The following is a 17,771-nucleotide window of genomic DNA, read 5'->3' as shown; positions in this document are numbered from 1 at the left end:
GCTTGGAAACCTGATTCCCATCACAGCACATGGCATACTGCGGCGCTTTTTTCTGCCCGCAATTCCTTGTTATGGCGGCTGTGCGCGGGAGACCTTCGGGTCTGCCGGTTTTGATGGGATATCGGTTTTCCAAACCGCGCATGGCTGCCACCCCTTCGCTTGGAAACGAAAATGGCAGCTCGATTAATCCCATTTCGAGTAACTTTTTATGATCAAAGAAACACCGAACCCTCCGAAAACCGACGACGTTTCCCCTTACGAATCCCTCGATTCCAAAAAACTCAACGACGCCGCCGAACGCGCGTTGGATCACTACCTCAACCCCGCCGCCCTCAAATCCCCAGCCATCCGCAAACCCAGCACCATGTTTGTGATCGCACCGGACATCAAAGACGAAGACCTGCTGGCCCACACCTGCGAGTCATTGGCCCAGGCCAGCGTGATGGCGAGCGACTTCGCGGACTATCTGGAAGGCCCGCACCGGCACAAGGCGATGGCCATTCAACAGATCGTCATGCTGGCGGAACTGGCGGCGAACCGGATGCTCGATAACGTCGCCGTACCCAACCCTGCGCCACATAGCTGATCCTCCGGTGTGAACTGTTTCCCTGTGGGAGCGAGCCTGCTCGCGAAAGCGGTGAGTCAGACGACTTCAATGTCGAATGTTAAACAGCCTTCGCGAGCAGGCTCGCTCCCACAATGGATTGGTGTGTACCTGCAAAAGAGATTGGTCGGCTGTCAGGCCGCCTTCGCGGGCAAGCCTCGCTCCTACAAGAATTCAGCGTACAGCTTTTGATTCTCACCACTCATCAGGCCGAGCGTTAGCTCGCCTGCAGCTCTTGATCTTGATCCACCCGCCCCGTCGGGAGGCTGAGTGGAGGTGTTCATCCGGGGAGTGGCGCGCAGCGCCGTTCGACGCAGTCGAACACGCTGCATGTAGGTCGTCGCGAAGCAGACCGGAGGGCAGTGTCCCCGGATGGATACCGGAGCGAAGGTACGCCGAGCCTTAGCGAGGGGCCGGACGTTTGGGGCGAGCCTTTTTTTGCTTACTTTTTTTTGGCGTTTGAAAAAAAAGTGAGTCGCCGTGAGGGCGAAACCGACAGCCGCCGTAACCGCAGGAATGGATATGTACCCGGTCAACCACAACATGGTCGGCCCGAAGGCCGCCATCGCTGACAGGCCAGCGCCCACAGAAACTCCCGGGCAATCCGCGGACTCGCGCAACAACGGGGAAGAATGTTAGCGTGCTTGGCATTCACCAAGCCCCGACGAGCCCTCCTCCCATGAAAAAGACCGTCCTCGCCTTCAGCCGCGTCACCCCGGAAATGGTCGAGCGCCTCCAGCAAGACTTCGACGTCATCGTTCCCAACCCGAAAAACGGCGACATCAACGCCCAGTTCAACGAAGCGCTGCCCCACGCCCACGGCCTGATCGGTGTCGGCCGCAAACTTGGCCGCGCACAACTGGAAAACGCCGCCAGACTCGAAGTCGTCTCCAGCGTCTCCGTCGGCTACGACAACTACGACGTCGCCTACTTCAACGAACGCGGGATCATGCTGACCAACACGCCGGATGTCCTCACCGAAAGCACCGCCGACCTGGCCTTCGCCCTGCTCATGAGCAGCGCCCGCCGCGTCGCCGAGCTCGATGCCTGGACCAAGGCCGGACAATGGCAAGCCACCGTCGGCGCACCGCTGTTTGGCTGCGATGTACACGGCAAAACCCTGGGCATCGTCGGCATGGGCAACATCGGTGCGGCCATTGCCCGTCGCGGGCGGCTGGGCTTCAACATGCCGATCCTCTACAGCGGCAACAGCCGCAAGACTCAGCTGGAACAAGAACTCGGCGCGCAATTTCGCAGCCTTGACGAACTGCTGGCCGAAGCCGATTTCGTTTGCCTGGTGGTACCGCTCAGCGAGAAAACCCGGCACTTGATCAGCCACCGCGAACTGGCCCTGATGAAGCCGAGCGCCATCCTGGTCAACATCGCGCGCGGTCCGGTCGTGGATGAGCCCGCCCTGATCGAAGCGCTGCAAAACAACCGCATTCGCGGCGCCGGGCTGGACGTCTACGAGAAAGAACCATTGGCCGAGTCGCCGTTGTTCCAGCTGAAAAACGCGGTGACGTTGCCGCACATCGGCTCCGCCACTCATGAAACCCGCGAGGCCATGGCCAACCGTGCGTTGGCTAACCTGCGTAGCGCACTGCTGGGCGAGCGCCCGCAAGACCTGGTCAACCCGCAAGTGTGGAAAGGCTAACTAAAACGGGCAGAGACTTATAAAGTCTCTGCCCGCTCCTTACATAACTTGCAATTCAGTCAGCCCACTAAAATAGTTCAAGCGCTATACACTCACCATCACTTATCCGACCCACGGAAAACAGTGATGGAGCACTCTAGCCTTGAACAGTATTACTACCGACAAGATCATCAGATACAGCAAGCTGGCACTAATGACTTATATAAGCTTTTTTGGCCTGCTGGTGATGTACAGCAACTTCACCGACTACGCATCCAACTATGAGTACGTCAGTCATATTCTGAGCATGGACACCACCCGGGAAAACATCAACCTGAACTACCGGGCAATCACCTCACCCATGCTCCACCACCGGATCTATTGGTTCATCATTACACTTGAAGTGATCTATACGGCCTTCTGCCTGATTGGTGCCTATTATCTTTTCCATTACAGGAATGCGCCGGCCGAGGAATTCCATGAGGCCAAAAAGTTTTCAATCATCGGATTATTGATCGCCATATTTGTCTACTACGTTTGCCTGCAAGTGATCGGCGTTGAATGGTTCAACATGGACGAATCACAAACCTGGAATGCCAAGGACTGGGCCCGGCATATTGTCGACTTCATACTTCCGCTGCTGATATTCGTCGCACTCCGGACCGAGCGCTAAGCGCACTCGGCCCCGACGTATTCAGGCGAGTTTGCCATTGCCTTGCGCTATCGGCGCCTTGGGTTTGCGGAACACCAGTACGTTGCCAAGCATCACCAACACTAGCCCCACCAATGCCGGCGCGGTCCATTGATAGCCTTCAGCAAACGCCGAGACATTCAGCGCCACGACCGGGAACAGCACGGTGCAATAGGCCGCTCGCTCCGGGCCCATACGCCCGACCAGCGTCAAGTAGGCGGTGAAGCCGATGACCGAACCCGGAATCACAAGGTACAGCAGCGAGCCGATGTAACGCGCGTTCCATTCCATGTCGAACGGAATGCCCCTGACCAGACACCACACCGACAACATCGCGGCGCCATACGCCATGCCCCAGGCGTTAGTGGTCAACGGCTTCAAACCGGCCTTCTGTTGCAGGCTCGAGAGCATGTTACCGGCCGAGAAACACAAAGTTCCGAGCAGTGCCAGGCCCAGGCCGAGCAAGGTTTCCGGGCTGGCGGTGTGGCCGGCCAACTCAGGCCAGAACAACAGGCCAAGCCCGGACAAGCCCAGCGCACCGCCCATCAAAACGTTGCGGGCGATTTTCTGGCCGAAGAACACCCGTGCATTGAGCGCGTTCCACAACGTGGCCGTGGAAAACACCACGGCGACCAGCCCGCTGGGAATCCACTGACTGGCCGTCAGGAAACACATGAAATTGACGCAGAACAGGCACAAGCCCTGTGCCAGACAGATCAAATGCCCGCGACGGTTCATCACTTGCAGGCGCCGGCTGAGCAGCAACAGGACGAACAGCACCAGTGCCGCGAGGCCGAAGCGATAAACGATCGACACGGGAATGGCCACCACACCCAACTGCCATTTCAAGGCAATCCAGGTGGTGCCCCAGATCAGCACGGTCAATAAATACAGCGAAAGGTTCATGACTAAGGCTCCTCAATAGGAACTCAGTGTCCTGCGACCAGCGTGGGCGCACTTGCATAAACTTGCGCTTTTGTCGTGGCAGAGGCTGGCAGCGCATGGTCTACGGAGTAGGATGCAAGGCGTTGGAGAGAAGCCATCATGCCCACACTGGAAACCCTGCAAGTCTTTCAAGCCCTCAACCGCTCGCCCAATGCTCGTCTGGAGCAAAGCGCCGAGCTCGGTGACGGCATGGCTGCAGCCTTGTGGAGCAACCATCACGACGCCCAGGATTACGAAGCGCCGAGCCACCACACACTGTCGTGCTACATCGCCGGCGGCACCGGCACGTTCCGCCGCGATCAGCCCGGCACCAAGGGCGGCCCGGACAAGCTGTGCATCCTGCCGGCCGAGCATCAGTCGGGCTGGGTGATCAACGGCGACATTCGCCTGGCCCATGTGTATTTCAGCCCCGAACAATTCGCCCTCGGCTGCGTCACGCTGCTGGACCGCGAGCCTCGCGAACTGCAATTGCGCGAAGCCACTTTCCTTGACGATCCAGCGCAGGCCCGACGCTTTCGGCAGATGCTCACCCTCAGCTGGGACGAACCCGGCGAGCGCCTGCTCACCAGCAGCCTGGCTCACGAAATGCTCAGCCACGTGTTGCTCGGCCAAGTCGGGATGCGTGAGGGCTTGCGGTTAAAAGGCGGATTGGCGGCGCACCAGCGGCGGCAGTTGGTGGAGTTCATCGACAATCAATTGGCCGAGGCGATCAGCCTGGGGCAATTGGCGGCGTTGTGTACGCTGTCGGAATATCACTTTGCGAGGATGTTTCGGGAGAGCTTTGGCTTGCCGCCGCATCAGTATGTGTTGGCGCGCAGACTGGGCCGGGCGCGGGAGTTGTTGCGTTCGACATCGCAGCCTTTGGGAGAGATTGCATTGGCGTGCGGCTTTGCCAGTGCGAGCCATTTCACTAATCGGTTTCGGCAGGTTTTGGGTGGAACGCCCGGCGAGTATCGGCAGGCGTTTTTGCGTTAGTCCCGACATTTGCAGCGCCCGTCATGCCGTCTTCGCGGGCAAGCCTCGCTCCTACACGGACAACGTAAAACGTGTAGGAGCGAGGCTTGCCCGCGAAGAACGATTACGCGGTCTGCGATCAGAATTCCAGTGTGCTGGACAACGAGATCTGCCGCGAATCCCCCATTGACACAAAGAACCGGCTCGCCGCCGAGGTGTAGTAGGTGCGGTCAAACAGGTTCTTCACGTTGAGCTGAAACTTGACCTTCTGCCCTTCGACCTTGGTGTCGTAGGTCGCGAAGGCATCGGCCACGGTGTAGCTCGGCAAGTCGAAATCGTTGACCGCGTTACCCGCCCGCTCGCCAACATACCGCGCGCCCGCGCCGACCCGCAGTTGATCGCCGCCCACAATGGTGCCGAAGTCATAGACCGCCGACAGCGAGCCGCTGTTCTTCGCGACGTTTTGCAGTTTTTTGCCCTTGTAGGTCGGGTCTTCGGTGACCTCGGCATCGGTGTAGGCATAGCTGCCGATCAGGCTCCAGCGGTCGCTGAGCTGGCCGCTCAAATCCACTTCAAGACCCCGGGAGCGTACCTCGCCGGCGGCGCTGTAAATCGTCACCGGGCCTTCGGAGTTGGCCACCAGCACGTTGCGTTTCTTGATGTCGAACAGCGCGACGTTGCCGGTCACGCGCCCTGGCATGTCGAGCTTGGCGCCGATTTCCCACGACTTGGCTTCTTCCGGCGCGACGCTGCCGTCGAGCACGGTGCTGCTGCCGCTCAACGGCGCGATGGTTGAGTTGGGTTTGAACGATTCGGTGTAGCTGCCGTAGAACGACAGTTCATCGGTGAACCGATAGACCAGACCGGCGCGCGGCACCCATTTCTGACCGTTGCTGTCGGTGTTGGCCTGGAACGGCACGCCTTTGCCGGCGTATTGGTCGTATTCCTGGAAGCGTGCGCCTGCGACGAAAATCCATTGATCGGTGAGGTGGATCGAGTCCTGCAGGAAGATCGAATCGCTGCGCAGTTCATCGGTCTGCGCACTGTCCGCCGGGCTGACCGTGGTGCCGGCGACTTCGCGGCCATAGACCGGGTTGACGTAGCTGAAGGTGCTCAGGCTTTTCTGGCGGATCAGGTCTTCGCGGTAGATCTTGCGGTATTCGTCATCGATGCCGAACACCAGGTCGTGTTGCATACCCAATACGTTCACCTTGCCTTCGAGGCTGGCGGTGGTGAAACGGTCGGTGCTGATCGCGTTTTGAGTGCCGTCCATACTGCGGGTCAGCGTGCCGCGTCGGGTGTCGATGGCGGTGACGCGCACCTGGCTGGCGTCGTAGGTTTCACGGTTCCAGCTGTAGCCGAAATGAGCGTTCCAATTGTCGTTGAGCTCGTGATCGGCCTCGAAGTGGTAAAGGTCCGAGCGGCCTTCCATGTTGTTGAAGGGCTCGTCCAGGCGTTCATTGCGCGAGATGTCCAACGGATGGTTGGTGCGCGGATCGATGACCGTGCCGCGGTCGAACGGGGTCAGGAACTCGCGGTGTTCGTAGGAAAACAACAGCGTGGTGCTTTCGCCGAACCACGCCAGTGACGGCGCCACCAGCGTGTCGCGGTGGGTGCCGAAGTTGCGCCAGTAATCTTCGTCTTCGTGGTCCAGCACCATACGGTATGCAAAGCCGGAATCACCCAGTGCGCCGGTGCTGTCGAGGCCACCGCCGCTGCCGTTTTTACCGTCGCCGTAGGTCGAACCGCGCAGTGTCAGGGCGTTGTATTGCTCAAGCTCGGGTTTCTTGCTGACCATGTTGACCACGCCGCCCGGGTCCTGGATGCCGTACAGCAGCGAGGCCGGTCCCTTGAGGACTTCGACCCGGTCCACGGTCGCATTCATGCCGCGGCCCTGCACGATCGGCATGCCGTCGCGCATGATCGAGCCGTTGCGGTTGTCGCCGAAACCGCGGGTCATCACCGAGTCCTGGGTGCTCGCCAGCGTGTTGCCCTGAGTGATGCCGCTGACGTTGGCCAGCGCATCATCCAGATTGCGCGGCGCCTGATCGCGAATGACCTGGGCCGGAATGACGTTGACGGTCTGCGGGATGTCCTGGAGCAAGGCCGACGAGCGCATCACCGAGCTGGTGGGCGGCGGCTGATAGCTCATGGACTGATCGGCCACCGAGTTGATGGTGGTGGTGCCCAGATTCAATGTGCCGGCGCTGGGCAGCGGTTCAAGCACCAGGGTGTGAGCATCGCTACGGCGGAAGGTGAGGCCCGAACCGCTGAGCAAACGCTGCAGGGCCTGCTCGGCGCTCAACGGGCCATTGACCGCCGGGGCGGTGAGCCCGTAAGGCGCTTCATCGGTGTAGACCACGCTGATTCCGGTGACGCGGCTGAAGTCGCTCAAGGCCTGGGGCAGCGGTTTGGCAGCGATGGCGAAGCTGAACGGCGTAAGCGGCTGCGTATTGCCCGCCTCAGCGGCCGATGCGACGCTCGAAGGCAGCAAGGCCAACGCCGACATACTCAGTGCAGAAGCACCCAACCACTGTTTGACCGAACCCGGTTTTGCCCTGGACTTCATTGCTCATTGACCTGTGTAGAACCTACGGGATGCGAATGACTCGCAGTTTCAGTCACTACACGGATGGGGGTTGGGTTTACCTCATCATAATTTTGAAAATAATTTTTGCGGGGTGATGTGGCGTTAAGCCTGACGCCTTCGCGGGCAAGCCTCGCTCCTACAAGGATCGCGCGAACCTGTGGGGGGCGGGCTTGCCCGCGATGGGGCCGGCAGCCTCACCGCAAAATAATCAGATGCCCCATCACCTTGGTCTGCTCAAACCCCAAAACGCCCTGCAACGAACCCAACACCGCCTGCGGATCCTTGCTCGGAAAACTGCCACTGACCCGCCGCGCGGCCAGTTCATCGTTGAGCAGCACAATCCGCCCCGGGTAATAACGCCCCAGATCCTGCACCACATCGGCCAGGGTAACCTTGTAGTAATTGAGCCAACCCTGACGCCAGGCCAGTTGCGCTTCACTGTCAACCACACGCAGCTTTTGCGCCGAACCTTCGCCATACGCCACTTGCTGGCCAGCGGTCAGAATCTGCTGCTCGGCGTGCCTGTCCGCTGTCACGCCGACCCGTCCTGACAGGACCGTGACCTGCGCACCATGGGGCTGCAAACGTACTTCGAACTGAGTGCCGAGCACCCGGGCCTGGCCCTTTTCAGCGTCGACCACAAACGGATCACCCGTGTGGGTCACGCTGAAGAATCCGGCACCGCGACGCAGCTGAACGTGGCGCTCGCCGCCACTGAAATCCACGGCAATGGCGCTGTCGGCGTCCAGCGTCACTTGCGACTGATCGGCCAGCGTCACGGTGCGAATTTCACCTGGCGCAGACACATAGTCCGCCCCCAGATCATCAATCCAGCGCATCGGCTGCCAACCCGCGCCGATGCCGATCATCAGCACCAGGCACGCGGCCATGGCCAGCGCGCCAGACCAGCGCCGCACGCCGGTGCGTCGGGATCGGTTCATCGCATTGAGGTAACCCTGCAAGGCGAAAGCGTCTTCATCGGCCAGGGTTCGTGCGGGCATTTCGCTCAACTCCCACAGCACTTGCGCCTGGGCATAAGCCTCGGCGTGGGCGGGATCGGCCTGGAGCCAGTGGCTGAAAGTGAGTTGATCGCCGCTGCTCGGCTGGTCGTGCAACAGGCTCAGCCAGGCGAGTGCAGCCTGCTCTTGAGCGGGCGTCGGGGTGACGCGGTCGAGTTGATTCACGGTGCTTTCCCTGGCGTGCGCGTTGGCGGTTCCCGCAAACTGGCCTTGCAGGCATCGAGGGCGCGCATCATATGTTTTTCCACGGCGCTTTGGGACAAGCCCATGGCCTTGGCGATCTCCGCGTATTTGCGGCCATGGATGCGGTTGAGCAGAAAGATTTGCCGGGTACGTTCCGGCAATGCGCGCAACGCCGCTTCGACGTGACGCAGGTCGTTGCCCGCCTCCAGCGCCGCTTGTGGTTCGCTGCCCTGGCTGTCCGGTTGATCCGGCATCCAGCCTTCGTTGACCCGCACCCGCGTGCCTTCGCTGCGCAAATGGTCGATGGCGATGTTGCCGGCGCAACGCAGCAGGTAAGTGCTGAGTTCCTCGACCTGCACCAGCGGACGCCGCCAGAAACGCAGAAACAAGTCCTGCACCAGATCGGCGGCGGTAGCGCGGCAGCCGACACGCCGGCTCACCAGCGCTTCCATCTGCGAACGCTGGGACAGGAACACCTGAAGGAAATGCGCACGGGCGCCACGATATTCGTCGTCGCGGGATTCCGGGGGATCGCTGGTCATCACTGCGCCAACACGGCGACAGGACTGGCAAGCAGGCTCAACCCAGCCAACGCCAGGGCCAGTCGCGGGCGATAAGGCATCAACAACACCAGCAGCAAGGCGCTGAGCATCAACACCGCAAACCACTCCACCAACCCGAGCCCCCAACCGGTTTTCGCCACCGCCGCCCACAACGAAACTGCCAGCAGCAACCAGCCGCCCAACTTGAACGTTTTGCGTCGCCGGGCAGACGGCTGGCGCCCCAGCAGTTCGCCGTGATGCCGATCCATTGATAAACACAGCGCGGTGAAACCGCCGTAGCAGAGCAGCAGGGCCAACAGCATTCAGTTCACCTTTTGCTCAAGCATGATCAATCGGGCGCGTTCTTTGGCGACGCGAACGGTCTGCCCGGTGCGCTGCATTTTCCAGGCAGCCCAGGCCAGGAACAGGCCACTGCCCAGGCAGGTCAGATCGAACCCGGCGAGCGTCCAGTCACCTTGAGCCAGCGTCACGCCCAAGTGATACGGGGTGGTCAGCGCGTTCAACAGCGGCACGCCGCAGAACAGCATCGCGGCCAACGCCAATTGCTCGATCCATGCCGCGCGACCACAACGGAACACTGCGTGAACCACGCTCAAGCCCCAGACGATGAAGAAGCTGTTCACTTCCCAATCCGCCCGGGTGGCCATCTCCACCGGCAGCAACCGATTGGCCCAGAAAAATGCCGCCACCGCGACCACCAGCCCGGACATGCTGGCAATGTTCAGCACTTCCACCAGCCGCAGTTCGAAGGGCATTACGCCGCTTTTCACATGTTTGAGCTGACGCTTGCCGAGCCAGATCACCAGACCGGTTCCGATCATCGCCGTGCTCGCCAACCCGCAGATGAAGTACAGCCAGCGCAGCACGGGGCTCGCGAAATGGCCCATGTGCAAGCCATAGAAACTGCCGGCGATGGCCATCGGCACCGGTTGCTGTGGCGTGGCGCTGAGTTGCTGGCCGGTCACGCCGTGGAAGGTCACCGCGCTGCTGGCGTCATAAATCACGCGGTCTGCATCATCCCTTGAGACGACAATCGAGGCATTCGCATCCCCCGGATTGTTCACCGTCAGCCGTTCCGCCCGGCCGCCCGACCACTGCGCGCGCGCCCGCTCCAGCAACGGCGCCATCGGTGCCAGTTCCGACGGTTTGCCGGCCAGTTCGGGCGTGCCGGAGGCCGGGAATACCTCCGCGTAAAACGCGCGGGGATCGCCTTTGTACGAAGCCAGGATGCTCGCCGGCATCACCATCGCCATGAAAATCACCAGGCTGCTGTAGGTGATCATCAGGTGAAACGGCAACACGAGAACGCCCACCGCGTTGTGCCCGTCCAGCCAGGAACGCTGGCCTTTGCGCGGGCGGAAGGTGAAGAAGTCCTTGAAGATTTTCTTGTGGGTGATGATCCCGGTGATCAAACCGATGAACATCACCATGGCCGCGATGGTCGACAACCAGCGGCCCCACGGATAGGGCATTTGCAGCTGGAAGTGGAAGCGATAGAAGAAATCGCCGCCCATCGATTCGCGGCCCTGCACTTCGCTGCCGGTTTGCGCGTCGAGCAGTTTCTCGGTGAATTGCCCGCGCTCGCCGGGCTTGGCCGGGGTCTGTTGCCAGCGCACTGACAGGCCCGGTTCCCGGGCACTCGGCAGGTCGATCAACCAGCGCGAGGCGCCGGCCGCGTGTTGCTGGAGGTAGTTTTGCGCCAGCGTCAGACTGGCTTCGGAGGTCACCGCACGCGCCGGTATCTCGGGCTGCATCCAGTGACTGATCTCGTCCTTGAAATAGGCGAGCGTGCCGGTCAGGAAAATCGCGAACAACAACCAGCCGAAGGTCAACCCGGCCCAGGTGTGCAACCAGGCCATCGCCTGACGAAATCCCTCTTTCATGCGTGGCCCATCCAATTAGCCAACCCTGACACCGCCGCCAGCAGCAGGCTCGCCACGATCAATCCGAACCAGGCTCGCCAGGCACTGCGACAGGCAAAACACCACAGCACCGCAATCAAATAGGCCAGAAACGAGCTCATCATTCCGGTCACCACCGCTTCGGCCCGGGCCATCGGCAACCATGAGCTCAAGCTGACACTGGCCAGCGCTGCGACGATATAGCCGCCCAACACCGCGGCCAGCACTCGGGAAGTGACGGCCAATCGATAAGGAACGGGGAGCGTGCGGGTTTTGCCTTTCATGGTTCGACCTTGAAACCAGGTGAGGCCGCATGAAAGTCATGGGCCAACAAGACCGCAATATTAATGATAAATATTCTCATACGCAAAAGAGTTCCTATGAGATCGACTGTTCCGGACAGTCCGATTGCGATGCGAGGGGTGCCGAGCCGCTGATCCGCGGGCTCGGGAACGATCAGTTGATTGATCGGCAAAACGAAAACGGGCCTGCATGTGCAGGCCCGTTTTTAAGGGTGGAGAGCGGAAAGGTTAAATGTGGATCAGGCTTCAGCCGTTTTGCGCAGCCTGTTCGTTCTCGAGAAATTCATCTTCCAGCAGCGCATCGGCAGTGGGTCTTTCGAACGGCACCAAAGCGGCACGTGGTTTGCCCCGCAGTTTGCCGAACAGATGCTCAAGCGCATGTTCGAGTTTTTCCGCCGCACCGTCGATTGCTTGCTCCAGGGTGTCGGCTTTATGAGTGACAGAAATCGGTTGGTGGCCTTTTGGCCGCGCTTCCAGTTGGCAGCGCATGTCATGGGGACCTGGCTTGTCGCCATTCTCGTCCCGCAGATGAACCTCGACGCGTGTCAGGTCCTCTTCATAACGTTCGAGCGTGCTCTCAATGGTAGTACGTACCCACTCCTCCAGTCGGATGCTGCTTTGAATATGGTTATCACTGTTGACTTGGATTTGCATAGTTCATCCCTTATTTCAGCTAGCTCGCGAGAGGCGCATCGGCTGGCCCTTGGGCGTCATCACCGTGACCTCTTACTTACACAATCGGTCTGCGCGAAGAACATTTCAACCCCTAAAAAAAGATAAATATGGATTCGCAAAAAAAGTCGGACAACCACCAAAAGCGCTGTTAAGGTCGGGAGTTGGGTCGCCTCTCTCCCCAGTCACAATTGCTCACATCTGTCGCTCCGCCAGCGGGTGCAGACTGCGGAAAATCCCCGCCTCTTCTACCAGCCAGTCATGCACCGCACGCACGCCCGGATGGCTCAGCGCCCCTGGCGCATAGAGCAGCACGTAGCGTTTGTGATTGGGCACCGCCAGCCCGAACGGCACAATCAACGTCCCCCGCTCCAGTTCATCGTTAAGCAACGTGCGCCGCGCAATTGCCACGCCCATGCCGGCAATCGCCGCTTCGATGGTCAGGTGATTGCGGTTGAAGGTATGCCCGCGCCGCACGTCCGCGCCTTCGAAGCCGATGGCATTGAGGTAGAACTCCCATTCCGCGTACTCGTAACTGCCGCGCCAGGCGGTGATGTCGTGCAGCAACGGAAAGTGCACCAGGCCCGCCGGACCGTGCAGCGGCGGTCGGCCACGTAGCAGGCTCGGGGCGCAGACCGGGAAGATCTGCTCGTCGAGCAAGGTTGTGGATAACAACCCGGGATAACTGCCGTCATTCAGGTCGATCGCCAGGTCGAAGTCCCCTTCATGCAACGGCACGCTGCTGTCCTCGGCCACCAGGCGCAATTGAATGTCCGGAAAGCGCTGCTGCAAGCGTGGCAGGCGCGGGGTCAGCCACTTGCTCAGGAACGATGGAATCGAACGCACCCGCAGAATTCCGCTGATCATTCCGGCGTCCAGTCGTCGCAATTCCGCATCGATGCTGCCGTAAGCCTCGTTGACGGTGATGGCCAGTCGCTGGCCCTCGGCGCTCAATTCCACGCCGCGCGCACGACGGTGAAACAAGCGAAAGCCCAGCCGCTCTTCCAGTTGGCGGATTTGCTGACTGACCGCACCCGGCGTGATGTGCAGCTCTTCGGCGCAACGGGTGAACGACAAGTGCCGCGCGGCACAGGAAAACACGTGCAGCCAGACGTAAGTCTGGGCGTGCAATTGGCGACTCATTGTTTAGTCCTGCTAAAGGCTGTCTTAGGAAGTTTCGTTGGTCATGTAGGACCGAGGTCGGCAGTATCGCCGACATTGCGCTTGTCCTACAAAAATGGCAGCGATTTCTCTTCCATTGCTTGTATAGGCTTTAGCATGGCTATCAGTGTTTTCGATCTCTTCAAAGTCGGCATCGGTCCGTCCAGTTCCCACACCGTCGGCCCGATGCGCGCCGCCGCGACCTTCGCCCAGGCACTGATTGACCAGAATTTGCTCGACGCCGTCCGTCGGGTAGAAATCCGCCTTTACGGCTCTCTTTCCGCCACCGGCGTCGGCCACGCGACCGACCGCGCCTGCGTGATGGGCCTGATGGGCGAATGGCCGGACAGCATCGATCCGACCACCATCGACAGCCGAATCCAGACTTTGCGCGAAACCGGCGAACTGACTCTGGCCGGCAACAAGACCATTGCCTTCAACTGGCAACGCGATCTCCTGCTGCTCGATGAGAGTCTGCCCTACCACCCCAACGCCATGTCGCTGACAGCCTTCGGCGAAACCGGTGAGCTGTCGGAGCAAACGTACTACTCGATCGGCGGCGGTTTCATCATCGAAGCGGCGGAAGCCGAGTCCGGCATTGCGCCGGCCAGCGATGTGGTGCTGCCCTACGATTTCTCCAGCGCCGCCGAATTGCTCAAGCTCTGCAACCAGCACGGCTTGCGGGTTTCCGAGTTGATGATGGCCAACGAACTGGCCTGGCGCAGCGAAGCCGAGATCCGTCAGGGCTTGCTGCACATCTGGTCGGTGATGCGTGAGTGCGTCGAGCAAGGCATGCGTCACGAAGGCATCCTGCCCGGTGGTCTGAATGTTCCGCGCCGCGCGGCGAAACTGCACCGCAGCCTGCTGGAAATCGGCAAACCGAATGTCATCACCTCCACGCTGTCGGCCATGGAGTGGGTGAACCTGTTCGCCCTCGCCGTGAACGAAGAAAACGCGGCGGGCGGGCGCATGGTCACGGCACCGACCAACGGCGCAGCAGGGATCATTCCGGCAGTGTTGCACTACTACATGAAATTCAACCCGGACGCGTCGGACGATGACGTGGTCGCCTTCTTTTTGGCTGCGGCGGCCGTAGGCATTCTCTGCAAGAAAAACGCGTCGATCTCCGGTGCCGAAGTCGGCTGCCAGGGTGAAGTCGGTTCCGCCTGCGCCATGGCCGCCGCCGGCCTGGCCGACGTGCTCGGCGCCACGCCCGAGCAACTGGAAAACGCCGCCGAAATCGGCCTGGAGCACAACCTCGGCCTGACCTGCGATCCGGTCGGCGGCCTGGTGCAAGTGCCGTGCATCGAGCGCAACGCCATCGCGGCGGTGAAGGCCATCAATGCCACGCAAATGGCCCTGCGCGGCGACGGCAAACACTTCATTTCCCTGGACCGGGTGATCCGCACCATGCGCGATACCGGCGCCGACATGCATGACAAATACAAAGAGACTTCACGGGGCGGCCTGGCAGTGAGCTGGGTGGAGTGCTGAGGAGCATTCCCTGACCGCCTGCAACACGTGAGCCCGAGCAAGAACAATAACGAGGCCAAACGATGACCGATGTACGTACACCTGCTGCCGAAAACCCCGCTGTAGACCTGACACGCAATAGCGAAATAACCCACAAGGGCTGGAGCAAACACGACACCACCTGGATGCTCGGCCTCTATGGCACGGCGATTGGTGCCGGAACGCTGTTCCTGCCGATCAACGCCGGCGTGGGTGGCTTCTGGCCGCTGCTGATCCTGGCAGTGCTGGCATTCCCGATGACCTACTTCGCTCACCGGGGCCTGACCCGCTTCGTGCTGTCCGGCCGTTCCGGGGACATCACCGAAGTCGTTGAAGAACACTTCGGCATCGGTGCAGGCAAGCTGATCACGCTGCTGTATTTCTTCGCGATCTTCCCGATTCTGCTGGTGTACAGCGTGGCGCTGACCAACACCTTGAGCAGCTTCATGGAGCATCAGTTGCACATCGCCCCCCCACCGCGAGCGATTCTGTCGCTGGTGTTGATTCTTGGTCTGATGGCGATCGTGCGCTGCGGCCAGGGCGTCATCGTCAAATGCATGAGCGTGTTGGTTTACCCGTTCGTCGCGGCGTTGCTGCTGCTCGGCGTCAGCCTGATCCCGAACTGGAACGGCGCGTTCTTCGCCACCGCAAGCGAAGGCATGCCGTTGCCGCTGTTCTTCAAAACCCTGTGGCTGGCGATTCCGGTGATGGTGTTCTCGTTCAACCATTCGCCGATCATTTCTGCGTTCGCCGTTGACCAGAAACAGCGGTACGGCGAACAGGCCGAACGCAAGAGCAGCGGCATCCTCGCCATTGCCCACGCGATGATGGTGGTGACGGTGATGTTCTTCTGCTTCAGCTGCGTGCTGGCACTGTCCCCGGCTGACCTGGCGGCGGCGAAGGCGCAGAACATCTCGATCCTGTCGTACCTGGCCAACCACTTCCAGACCCCGGTCATCGCTTATGCCGCGCCGCTGATTGCGCTGGTGGCAATCACCAAATCCTTTCTCGGCCACTACATCGGCGCCAGCGAAGGCTTTCAGGGCCTGATCGTGAAAAGCCTGCGCGGCCGTGGCCGGGTGATGTCGGCGAGCTGGCTGAACCGCATCACGGCGCTGTTCATGATCCTCTGTTGCTGGGCCGTGGCGACGTTCAATCCGAGCATCCTCGGCATGATCGAAACCCTCGGCGGGCCGATCATTGCTTGCCTGTTGTTCCTGATGCCGATGTACGCCATCCGCCGCGTGCCGGCCTTGCGCCAGTACTCCGGGCAAGTGTCGAACGTGTTCGTGGTGTTGATCGGTTTGATTGCACTGTCTGCGATCATCTACTCGTTCATGCCCTGAAACGGGCAGGCAAAAAGAAGGCGGGCCAAGGTGCCCGCCTCTTTTTGGCCGCGATCATTGTTCGACAATTTTTCCGGCATGGCCCTTGCTACATCACCTGCGAGGCAAAAGGACTTTTGAAAACCTCAGCGAGCGGCTTGCCGATGGTCCGGTAACGCGAACCAACCCGATCATGGCCGGTCAACAACTGCACGTTCAATCAGGCGGTGACGCATCATGGACAACCCTTTTCAGCTCATTACCGATGCCTTTGCAGCGGATTATCAGATCAACCTGAGCATTCAAGGTCTGGACGGCAGCATCATGCTGACCCTCTCCAACAGCGGCCATGTGGTTGCCAAGCGGATGATCAGCGCCGAACAGCGCAATGACCCCAAGCGCCTCAAGCGCCTGGTGCAAAGCATTCAGTTCGGCATCGCCATTGAACAGGGCCACAGCGCCGTGGCCATCCTCGAAGCCATGACCGATGGCGACAATCGCAACCTGCCGCCACCCTTGGCCAAAGCCCGGCCTCGCCCGACCATGGGCCTTTAAATCTCTCCCTTCTCGACGTCTGGATGCTCACCGGAACCCGTACCGATCTTGCGTTGCGGGTGCTCGATCTTCACCGAAGGGAATTGCGACGAAGCGTAACGCACCACCAGGATCGCGAACGCCAACAGCAGAATCCCGCCGCACAGGTAGATGATCCCCAGGTCCGGCGGATTGTGGTGCGAGACGTTGGAGATCAGCAGCCGCGTCAGCGCCGTGATCGCCACGTAGATCAGGAAACGTACCGGCATGTGGTTGGTCTTGAAGTAAATCCCGACCATCGCCCCCAGTTCCAGATAGATGAACAGCAGCAAGATGTCATCGATCTTGATGTGTCCTTCTTCGATCATCCCCAGAAATTCCATCACCGCCGCCCACGCGGTCACTGCACCGATGGCGAACAGCGCCAGGTAATGGAAGGTCTCGACGAACAGGTTGCCCAAAGACTCTGCCAATTGATGCACGTTCTGCCGCAGGTTCTCGGCCCAGTTGATTTTCACGATGATTCTTCCTTAGCTCGGTTCGAGCGGATAATGCGGTTTTGACGTGACGGTTGTTCTGCATGCAGAAAAAAGGCCAGGGGCTGTTGGGTGAGATGGCGATGGGCTGCCACGGGGCACTTTTTTGGTGTCTCGTCGGGCCCTTCGCGGGCAAGCCTCGCTCCTACAGATCACATCAACCTGTAGGAGCGAGACTTGCCCGCGAATGGAGCAACACGGTTTAACTGACAAATGCTGATTTCGGTCTACATTAAAAAGCCACTACCCAAAGCGCAGGGATTCGCTTATCCTTTTCGCTGTATATAAATACAGTGGTCGAAACAGACAACTAATGTGAAGGCATGTGAGGTGGTGAATGGCCGTCGAAGTGGTATACCGCAGCAGCCGAGATCTGGAGCGCTTGTTCATGGATAAAGCCGAAGCTGACCGTCATGACAAAATGCTCGAACTGGCTGAATTGCTGGCTGAAGTGTTGCAGAAAGCCGTTCCGTCCCTGACCGAACAGCAAGTGGAAGAAGCCGGGATCTACATGGCGAAGAATCGCGATGTATTTGCCAAGGCATTCAAGAGCCAGCCGGACGCGTTGTCCGAACTGCTGAATGCGCCGGTTGAAGTGGTTGAAAAGGTTGAACCGGTCGAAGAGGGTGAAGCCGCTGCGCCGACC

17 protein-coding genes and 1 pseudogene are annotated in these 17,771 nt (G+C 60.1%); 8 read left to right on the top strand and 10 right to left on the bottom strand.

Going from position 1 to position 17,771, the window contains the following annotated elements:
* The first annotated feature begins 208 nt into the window (after positions 1–208).
* The 3 genes from AC1ROI_RS10730 (at position 209) to AC1ROI_RS10720 (ending at position 2,910) form a co-directional block, all read left to right on the top strand.
* Positions 209–586 (top strand): DUF6124 family protein, encoded by a 378-nt coding sequence (locus AC1ROI_RS10730; RefSeq protein ID WP_102595397.1) that lies wholly within the window; start codon positions 209–211, stop codon positions 584–586.
* A 697-nt stretch (positions 587–1,283) separates the two neighbouring features.
* Entirely contained in the window at positions 1,284–2,258 is a 975-nt protein-coding gene (locus AC1ROI_RS10725; RefSeq protein WP_083374966.1) for a 2-hydroxyacid dehydrogenase, read from the top strand.
* A gap of 142 nt (positions 2,259–2,400) precedes the next feature.
* Positions 2,401–2,910, top strand: coding sequence for a DUF2165 family protein (locus AC1ROI_RS10720; RefSeq protein WP_010463155.1), 510 nt, complete (start codon positions 2,401–2,403; stop codon positions 2,908–2,910).
* A 21-nt stretch (positions 2,911–2,931) separates the two neighbouring features.
* On the opposite strand, the gene AC1ROI_RS10715 is transcribed toward AC1ROI_RS10720, so the two are convergent.
* Positions 2,932–3,834 carry a DMT family transporter gene (locus AC1ROI_RS10715; protein WP_083374967.1) on the bottom strand — a complete coding sequence of 301 codons (903 nt, stop codon included), beginning with the start codon at positions 3,832–3,834 and terminating at the stop codon, positions 2,932–2,934.
* A 138-nt stretch (positions 3,835–3,972) separates the two neighbouring features.
* On the opposite strand from AC1ROI_RS10715, the gene AC1ROI_RS10710 reads away from it, so the two are divergent.
* Positions 3,973–4,848: an AraC family transcriptional regulator gene (locus AC1ROI_RS10710; RefSeq protein WP_010463159.1), complete on the top strand. Its 876-nt coding sequence runs from the start codon at positions 3,973–3,975 to the stop codon at positions 4,846–4,848.
* 118 nt (positions 4,849–4,966) lie between these two features.
* On the opposite strand, the gene AC1ROI_RS10705 is transcribed toward AC1ROI_RS10710, so the two are convergent.
* The 8 genes from AC1ROI_RS10705 to AC1ROI_RS10670 all read right to left on the bottom strand — a co-directional run bounded on the left by AC1ROI_RS10705 (position 4,967) and on the right by AC1ROI_RS10670 (position 13,200).
* The gene (locus AC1ROI_RS10705) at positions 4,967–7,396 is read right to left on the bottom strand and encodes a TonB-dependent siderophore receptor (RefSeq protein ID WP_083374968.1); all 2,430 of its coding nucleotides are present in this window, start codon (positions 7,394–7,396) and stop codon (positions 4,967–4,969) included.
* Positions 7,397–7,611: 215 nt separating this feature from the next.
* Positions 7,612–8,601: a FecR family protein gene (locus tag AC1ROI_RS10700; protein WP_102594592.1), complete on the bottom strand. Its 990-nt coding sequence runs from the start codon at positions 8,599–8,601 to the stop codon at positions 7,612–7,614.
* Positions 8,598–9,161, bottom strand: coding sequence for an RNA polymerase sigma factor (locus AC1ROI_RS10695; RefSeq protein WP_010463165.1), 564 nt, complete (start codon positions 9,159–9,161; stop codon positions 8,598–8,600). The genes AC1ROI_RS10700 and AC1ROI_RS10695 overlap by 4 nt, the downstream gene beginning before the upstream one ends.
* Positions 9,161–9,484, bottom strand: coding sequence for a DUF3325 domain-containing protein (locus AC1ROI_RS10690; protein WP_010463167.1), 324 nt, complete (start codon positions 9,482–9,484; stop codon positions 9,161–9,163). The genes AC1ROI_RS10695 and AC1ROI_RS10690 overlap by 1 nt, the downstream gene beginning before the upstream one ends.
* A complete protein-coding gene (locus tag AC1ROI_RS10685; protein ID WP_102594593.1) occupies positions 9,485–11,065 on the bottom strand; it encodes a PepSY-associated TM helix domain-containing protein in 1,581 nt (526 codons plus the stop codon). It lies immediately after the preceding gene.
* The gene (locus AC1ROI_RS10680; protein WP_010463172.1) at positions 11,062–11,367 is read right to left on the bottom strand and encodes a DUF3649 domain-containing protein; all 306 of its coding nucleotides are present in this window, start codon (positions 11,365–11,367) and stop codon (positions 11,062–11,064) included. The genes AC1ROI_RS10685 and AC1ROI_RS10680 overlap by 4 nt, the downstream gene beginning before the upstream one ends.
* Before the next feature lie 264 nt (positions 11,368–11,631).
* Positions 11,632–12,039, bottom strand: a complete 408-nt coding sequence (locus AC1ROI_RS10675) for an HPF/RaiA family ribosome-associated protein (RefSeq protein WP_010463173.1) — start codon at positions 12,037–12,039, stop codon at positions 11,632–11,634.
* A gap of 213 nt (positions 12,040–12,252) precedes the next feature.
* Complete coding sequence (locus tag AC1ROI_RS10670) at positions 12,253–13,200, bottom strand: LysR substrate-binding domain-containing protein (protein WP_010463175.1); 948 nt, start codon at positions 13,198–13,200, stop codon at positions 12,253–12,255.
* 135 nt (positions 13,201–13,335) lie between these two features.
* Here AC1ROI_RS10670 and AC1ROI_RS10665 point away from each other — a divergent pair, with 135 nt between their 5' ends.
* From AC1ROI_RS10665 to AC1ROI_RS10655, 3 genes are all read left to right on the top strand, one after another.
* On the top strand, positions 13,336–14,712 hold the full coding sequence (locus tag AC1ROI_RS10665) for an L-serine ammonia-lyase (RefSeq protein ID WP_077750196.1): 1,377 nt from the start codon (positions 13,336–13,338) through the stop codon (positions 14,710–14,712).
* Positions 14,713–14,774: 62 nt separating this feature from the next.
* The gene (locus AC1ROI_RS10660; RefSeq protein ID WP_102594594.1) at positions 14,775–16,076 is read left to right on the top strand and encodes an HAAAP family serine/threonine permease; all 1,302 of its coding nucleotides are present in this window, start codon (positions 14,775–14,777) and stop codon (positions 16,074–16,076) included.
* 216 nt (positions 16,077–16,292) lie between these two features.
* Complete coding sequence (locus tag AC1ROI_RS10655) at positions 16,293–16,610, top strand: DUF3509 domain-containing protein (RefSeq protein ID WP_010463182.1); 318 nt, start codon at positions 16,293–16,295, stop codon at positions 16,608–16,610.
* Here the strand turns inward: AC1ROI_RS10655 and AC1ROI_RS10650 are convergent.
* Positions 16,607–17,107 carry a phosphate-starvation-inducible protein PsiE gene (locus AC1ROI_RS10650; protein ID WP_077750195.1) on the bottom strand — a complete coding sequence of 167 codons (501 nt, stop codon included), beginning with the start codon at positions 17,105–17,107 and terminating at the stop codon, positions 16,607–16,609. The genes AC1ROI_RS10655 and AC1ROI_RS10650 overlap by 4 nt on opposite strands.
* Positions 17,108–17,462: 355 nt before the next feature.
* On the opposite strand from AC1ROI_RS10650, the pseudogene AC1ROI_RS10645 reads away from it, so the two are divergent.
* A pseudogene (locus AC1ROI_RS10645) lies at positions 17,463–17,702 on the top strand (YebG family protein); the annotation flags it as partial.
* Positions 17,703–17,771 lie beyond the last annotated feature (69 nt).

The organism is Pseudomonas sp. GW823-FHT02C02, from assembly GCF_058797635.1.
Note: the sequence above shows the minus strand (reverse complement) of the source record. Positions and strands in the feature narration are given on the sequence as shown.

Coding starts and splice junctions, on each gene's coding strand:
- AC1ROI_RS10690 (WP_010463167.1), bottom strand. CDS start 9,484: ATGCTGTTGGCCCTGCTGCTCTGCTACGGCGGTTTCACCGCGCTGTGT.
- AC1ROI_RS10660 (WP_102594594.1), top strand. CDS start 14,775: ATGACCGATGTACGTACACCTGCTGCCGAAAACCCCGCTGTAGACCTG.
- AC1ROI_RS10685 (WP_102594593.1), bottom strand. CDS start 11,065: ATGAAAGAGGGATTTCGTCAGGCGATGGCCTGGTTGCACACCTGGGCC.
- AC1ROI_RS10710 (WP_010463159.1), top strand. CDS start 3,973: ATGCCCACACTGGAAACCCTGCAAGTCTTTCAAGCCCTCAACCGCTCG.
- AC1ROI_RS10695 (WP_010463165.1), bottom strand. CDS start 9,161: ATGACCAGCGATCCCCCGGAATCCCGCGACGACGAATATCGTGGCGCC.
- AC1ROI_RS10715 (WP_083374967.1), bottom strand. CDS start 3,834: ATGAACCTTTCGCTGTATTTATTGACCGTGCTGATCTGGGGCACCACC.
- AC1ROI_RS10670 (WP_010463175.1), bottom strand. CDS start 13,200: ATGAGTCGCCAATTGCACGCCCAGACTTACGTCTGGCTGCACGTGTTT.
- AC1ROI_RS10655 (WP_010463182.1), top strand. CDS start 16,293: ATGGACAACCCTTTTCAGCTCATTACCGATGCCTTTGCAGCGGATTAT.
- AC1ROI_RS10725 (WP_083374966.1), top strand. CDS start 1,284: ATGAAAAAGACCGTCCTCGCCTTCAGCCGCGTCACCCCGGAAATGGTC.
- AC1ROI_RS10730 (WP_102595397.1), top strand. CDS start 209: ATGATCAAAGAAACACCGAACCCTCCGAAAACCGACGACGTTTCCCCT.
- AC1ROI_RS10665 (WP_077750196.1), top strand. CDS start 13,336: ATGGCTATCAGTGTTTTCGATCTCTTCAAAGTCGGCATCGGTCCGTCC.
- AC1ROI_RS10680 (WP_010463172.1), bottom strand. CDS start 11,367: ATGAAAGGCAAAACCCGCACGCTCCCCGTTCCTTATCGATTGGCCGTC.
- AC1ROI_RS10675 (WP_010463173.1), bottom strand. CDS start 12,039: ATGCAAATCCAAGTCAACAGTGATAACCATATTCAAAGCAGCATCCGA.
- AC1ROI_RS10705 (WP_083374968.1), bottom strand. CDS start 7,396: ATGAAGTCCAGGGCAAAACCGGGTTCGGTCAAACAGTGGTTGGGTGCT.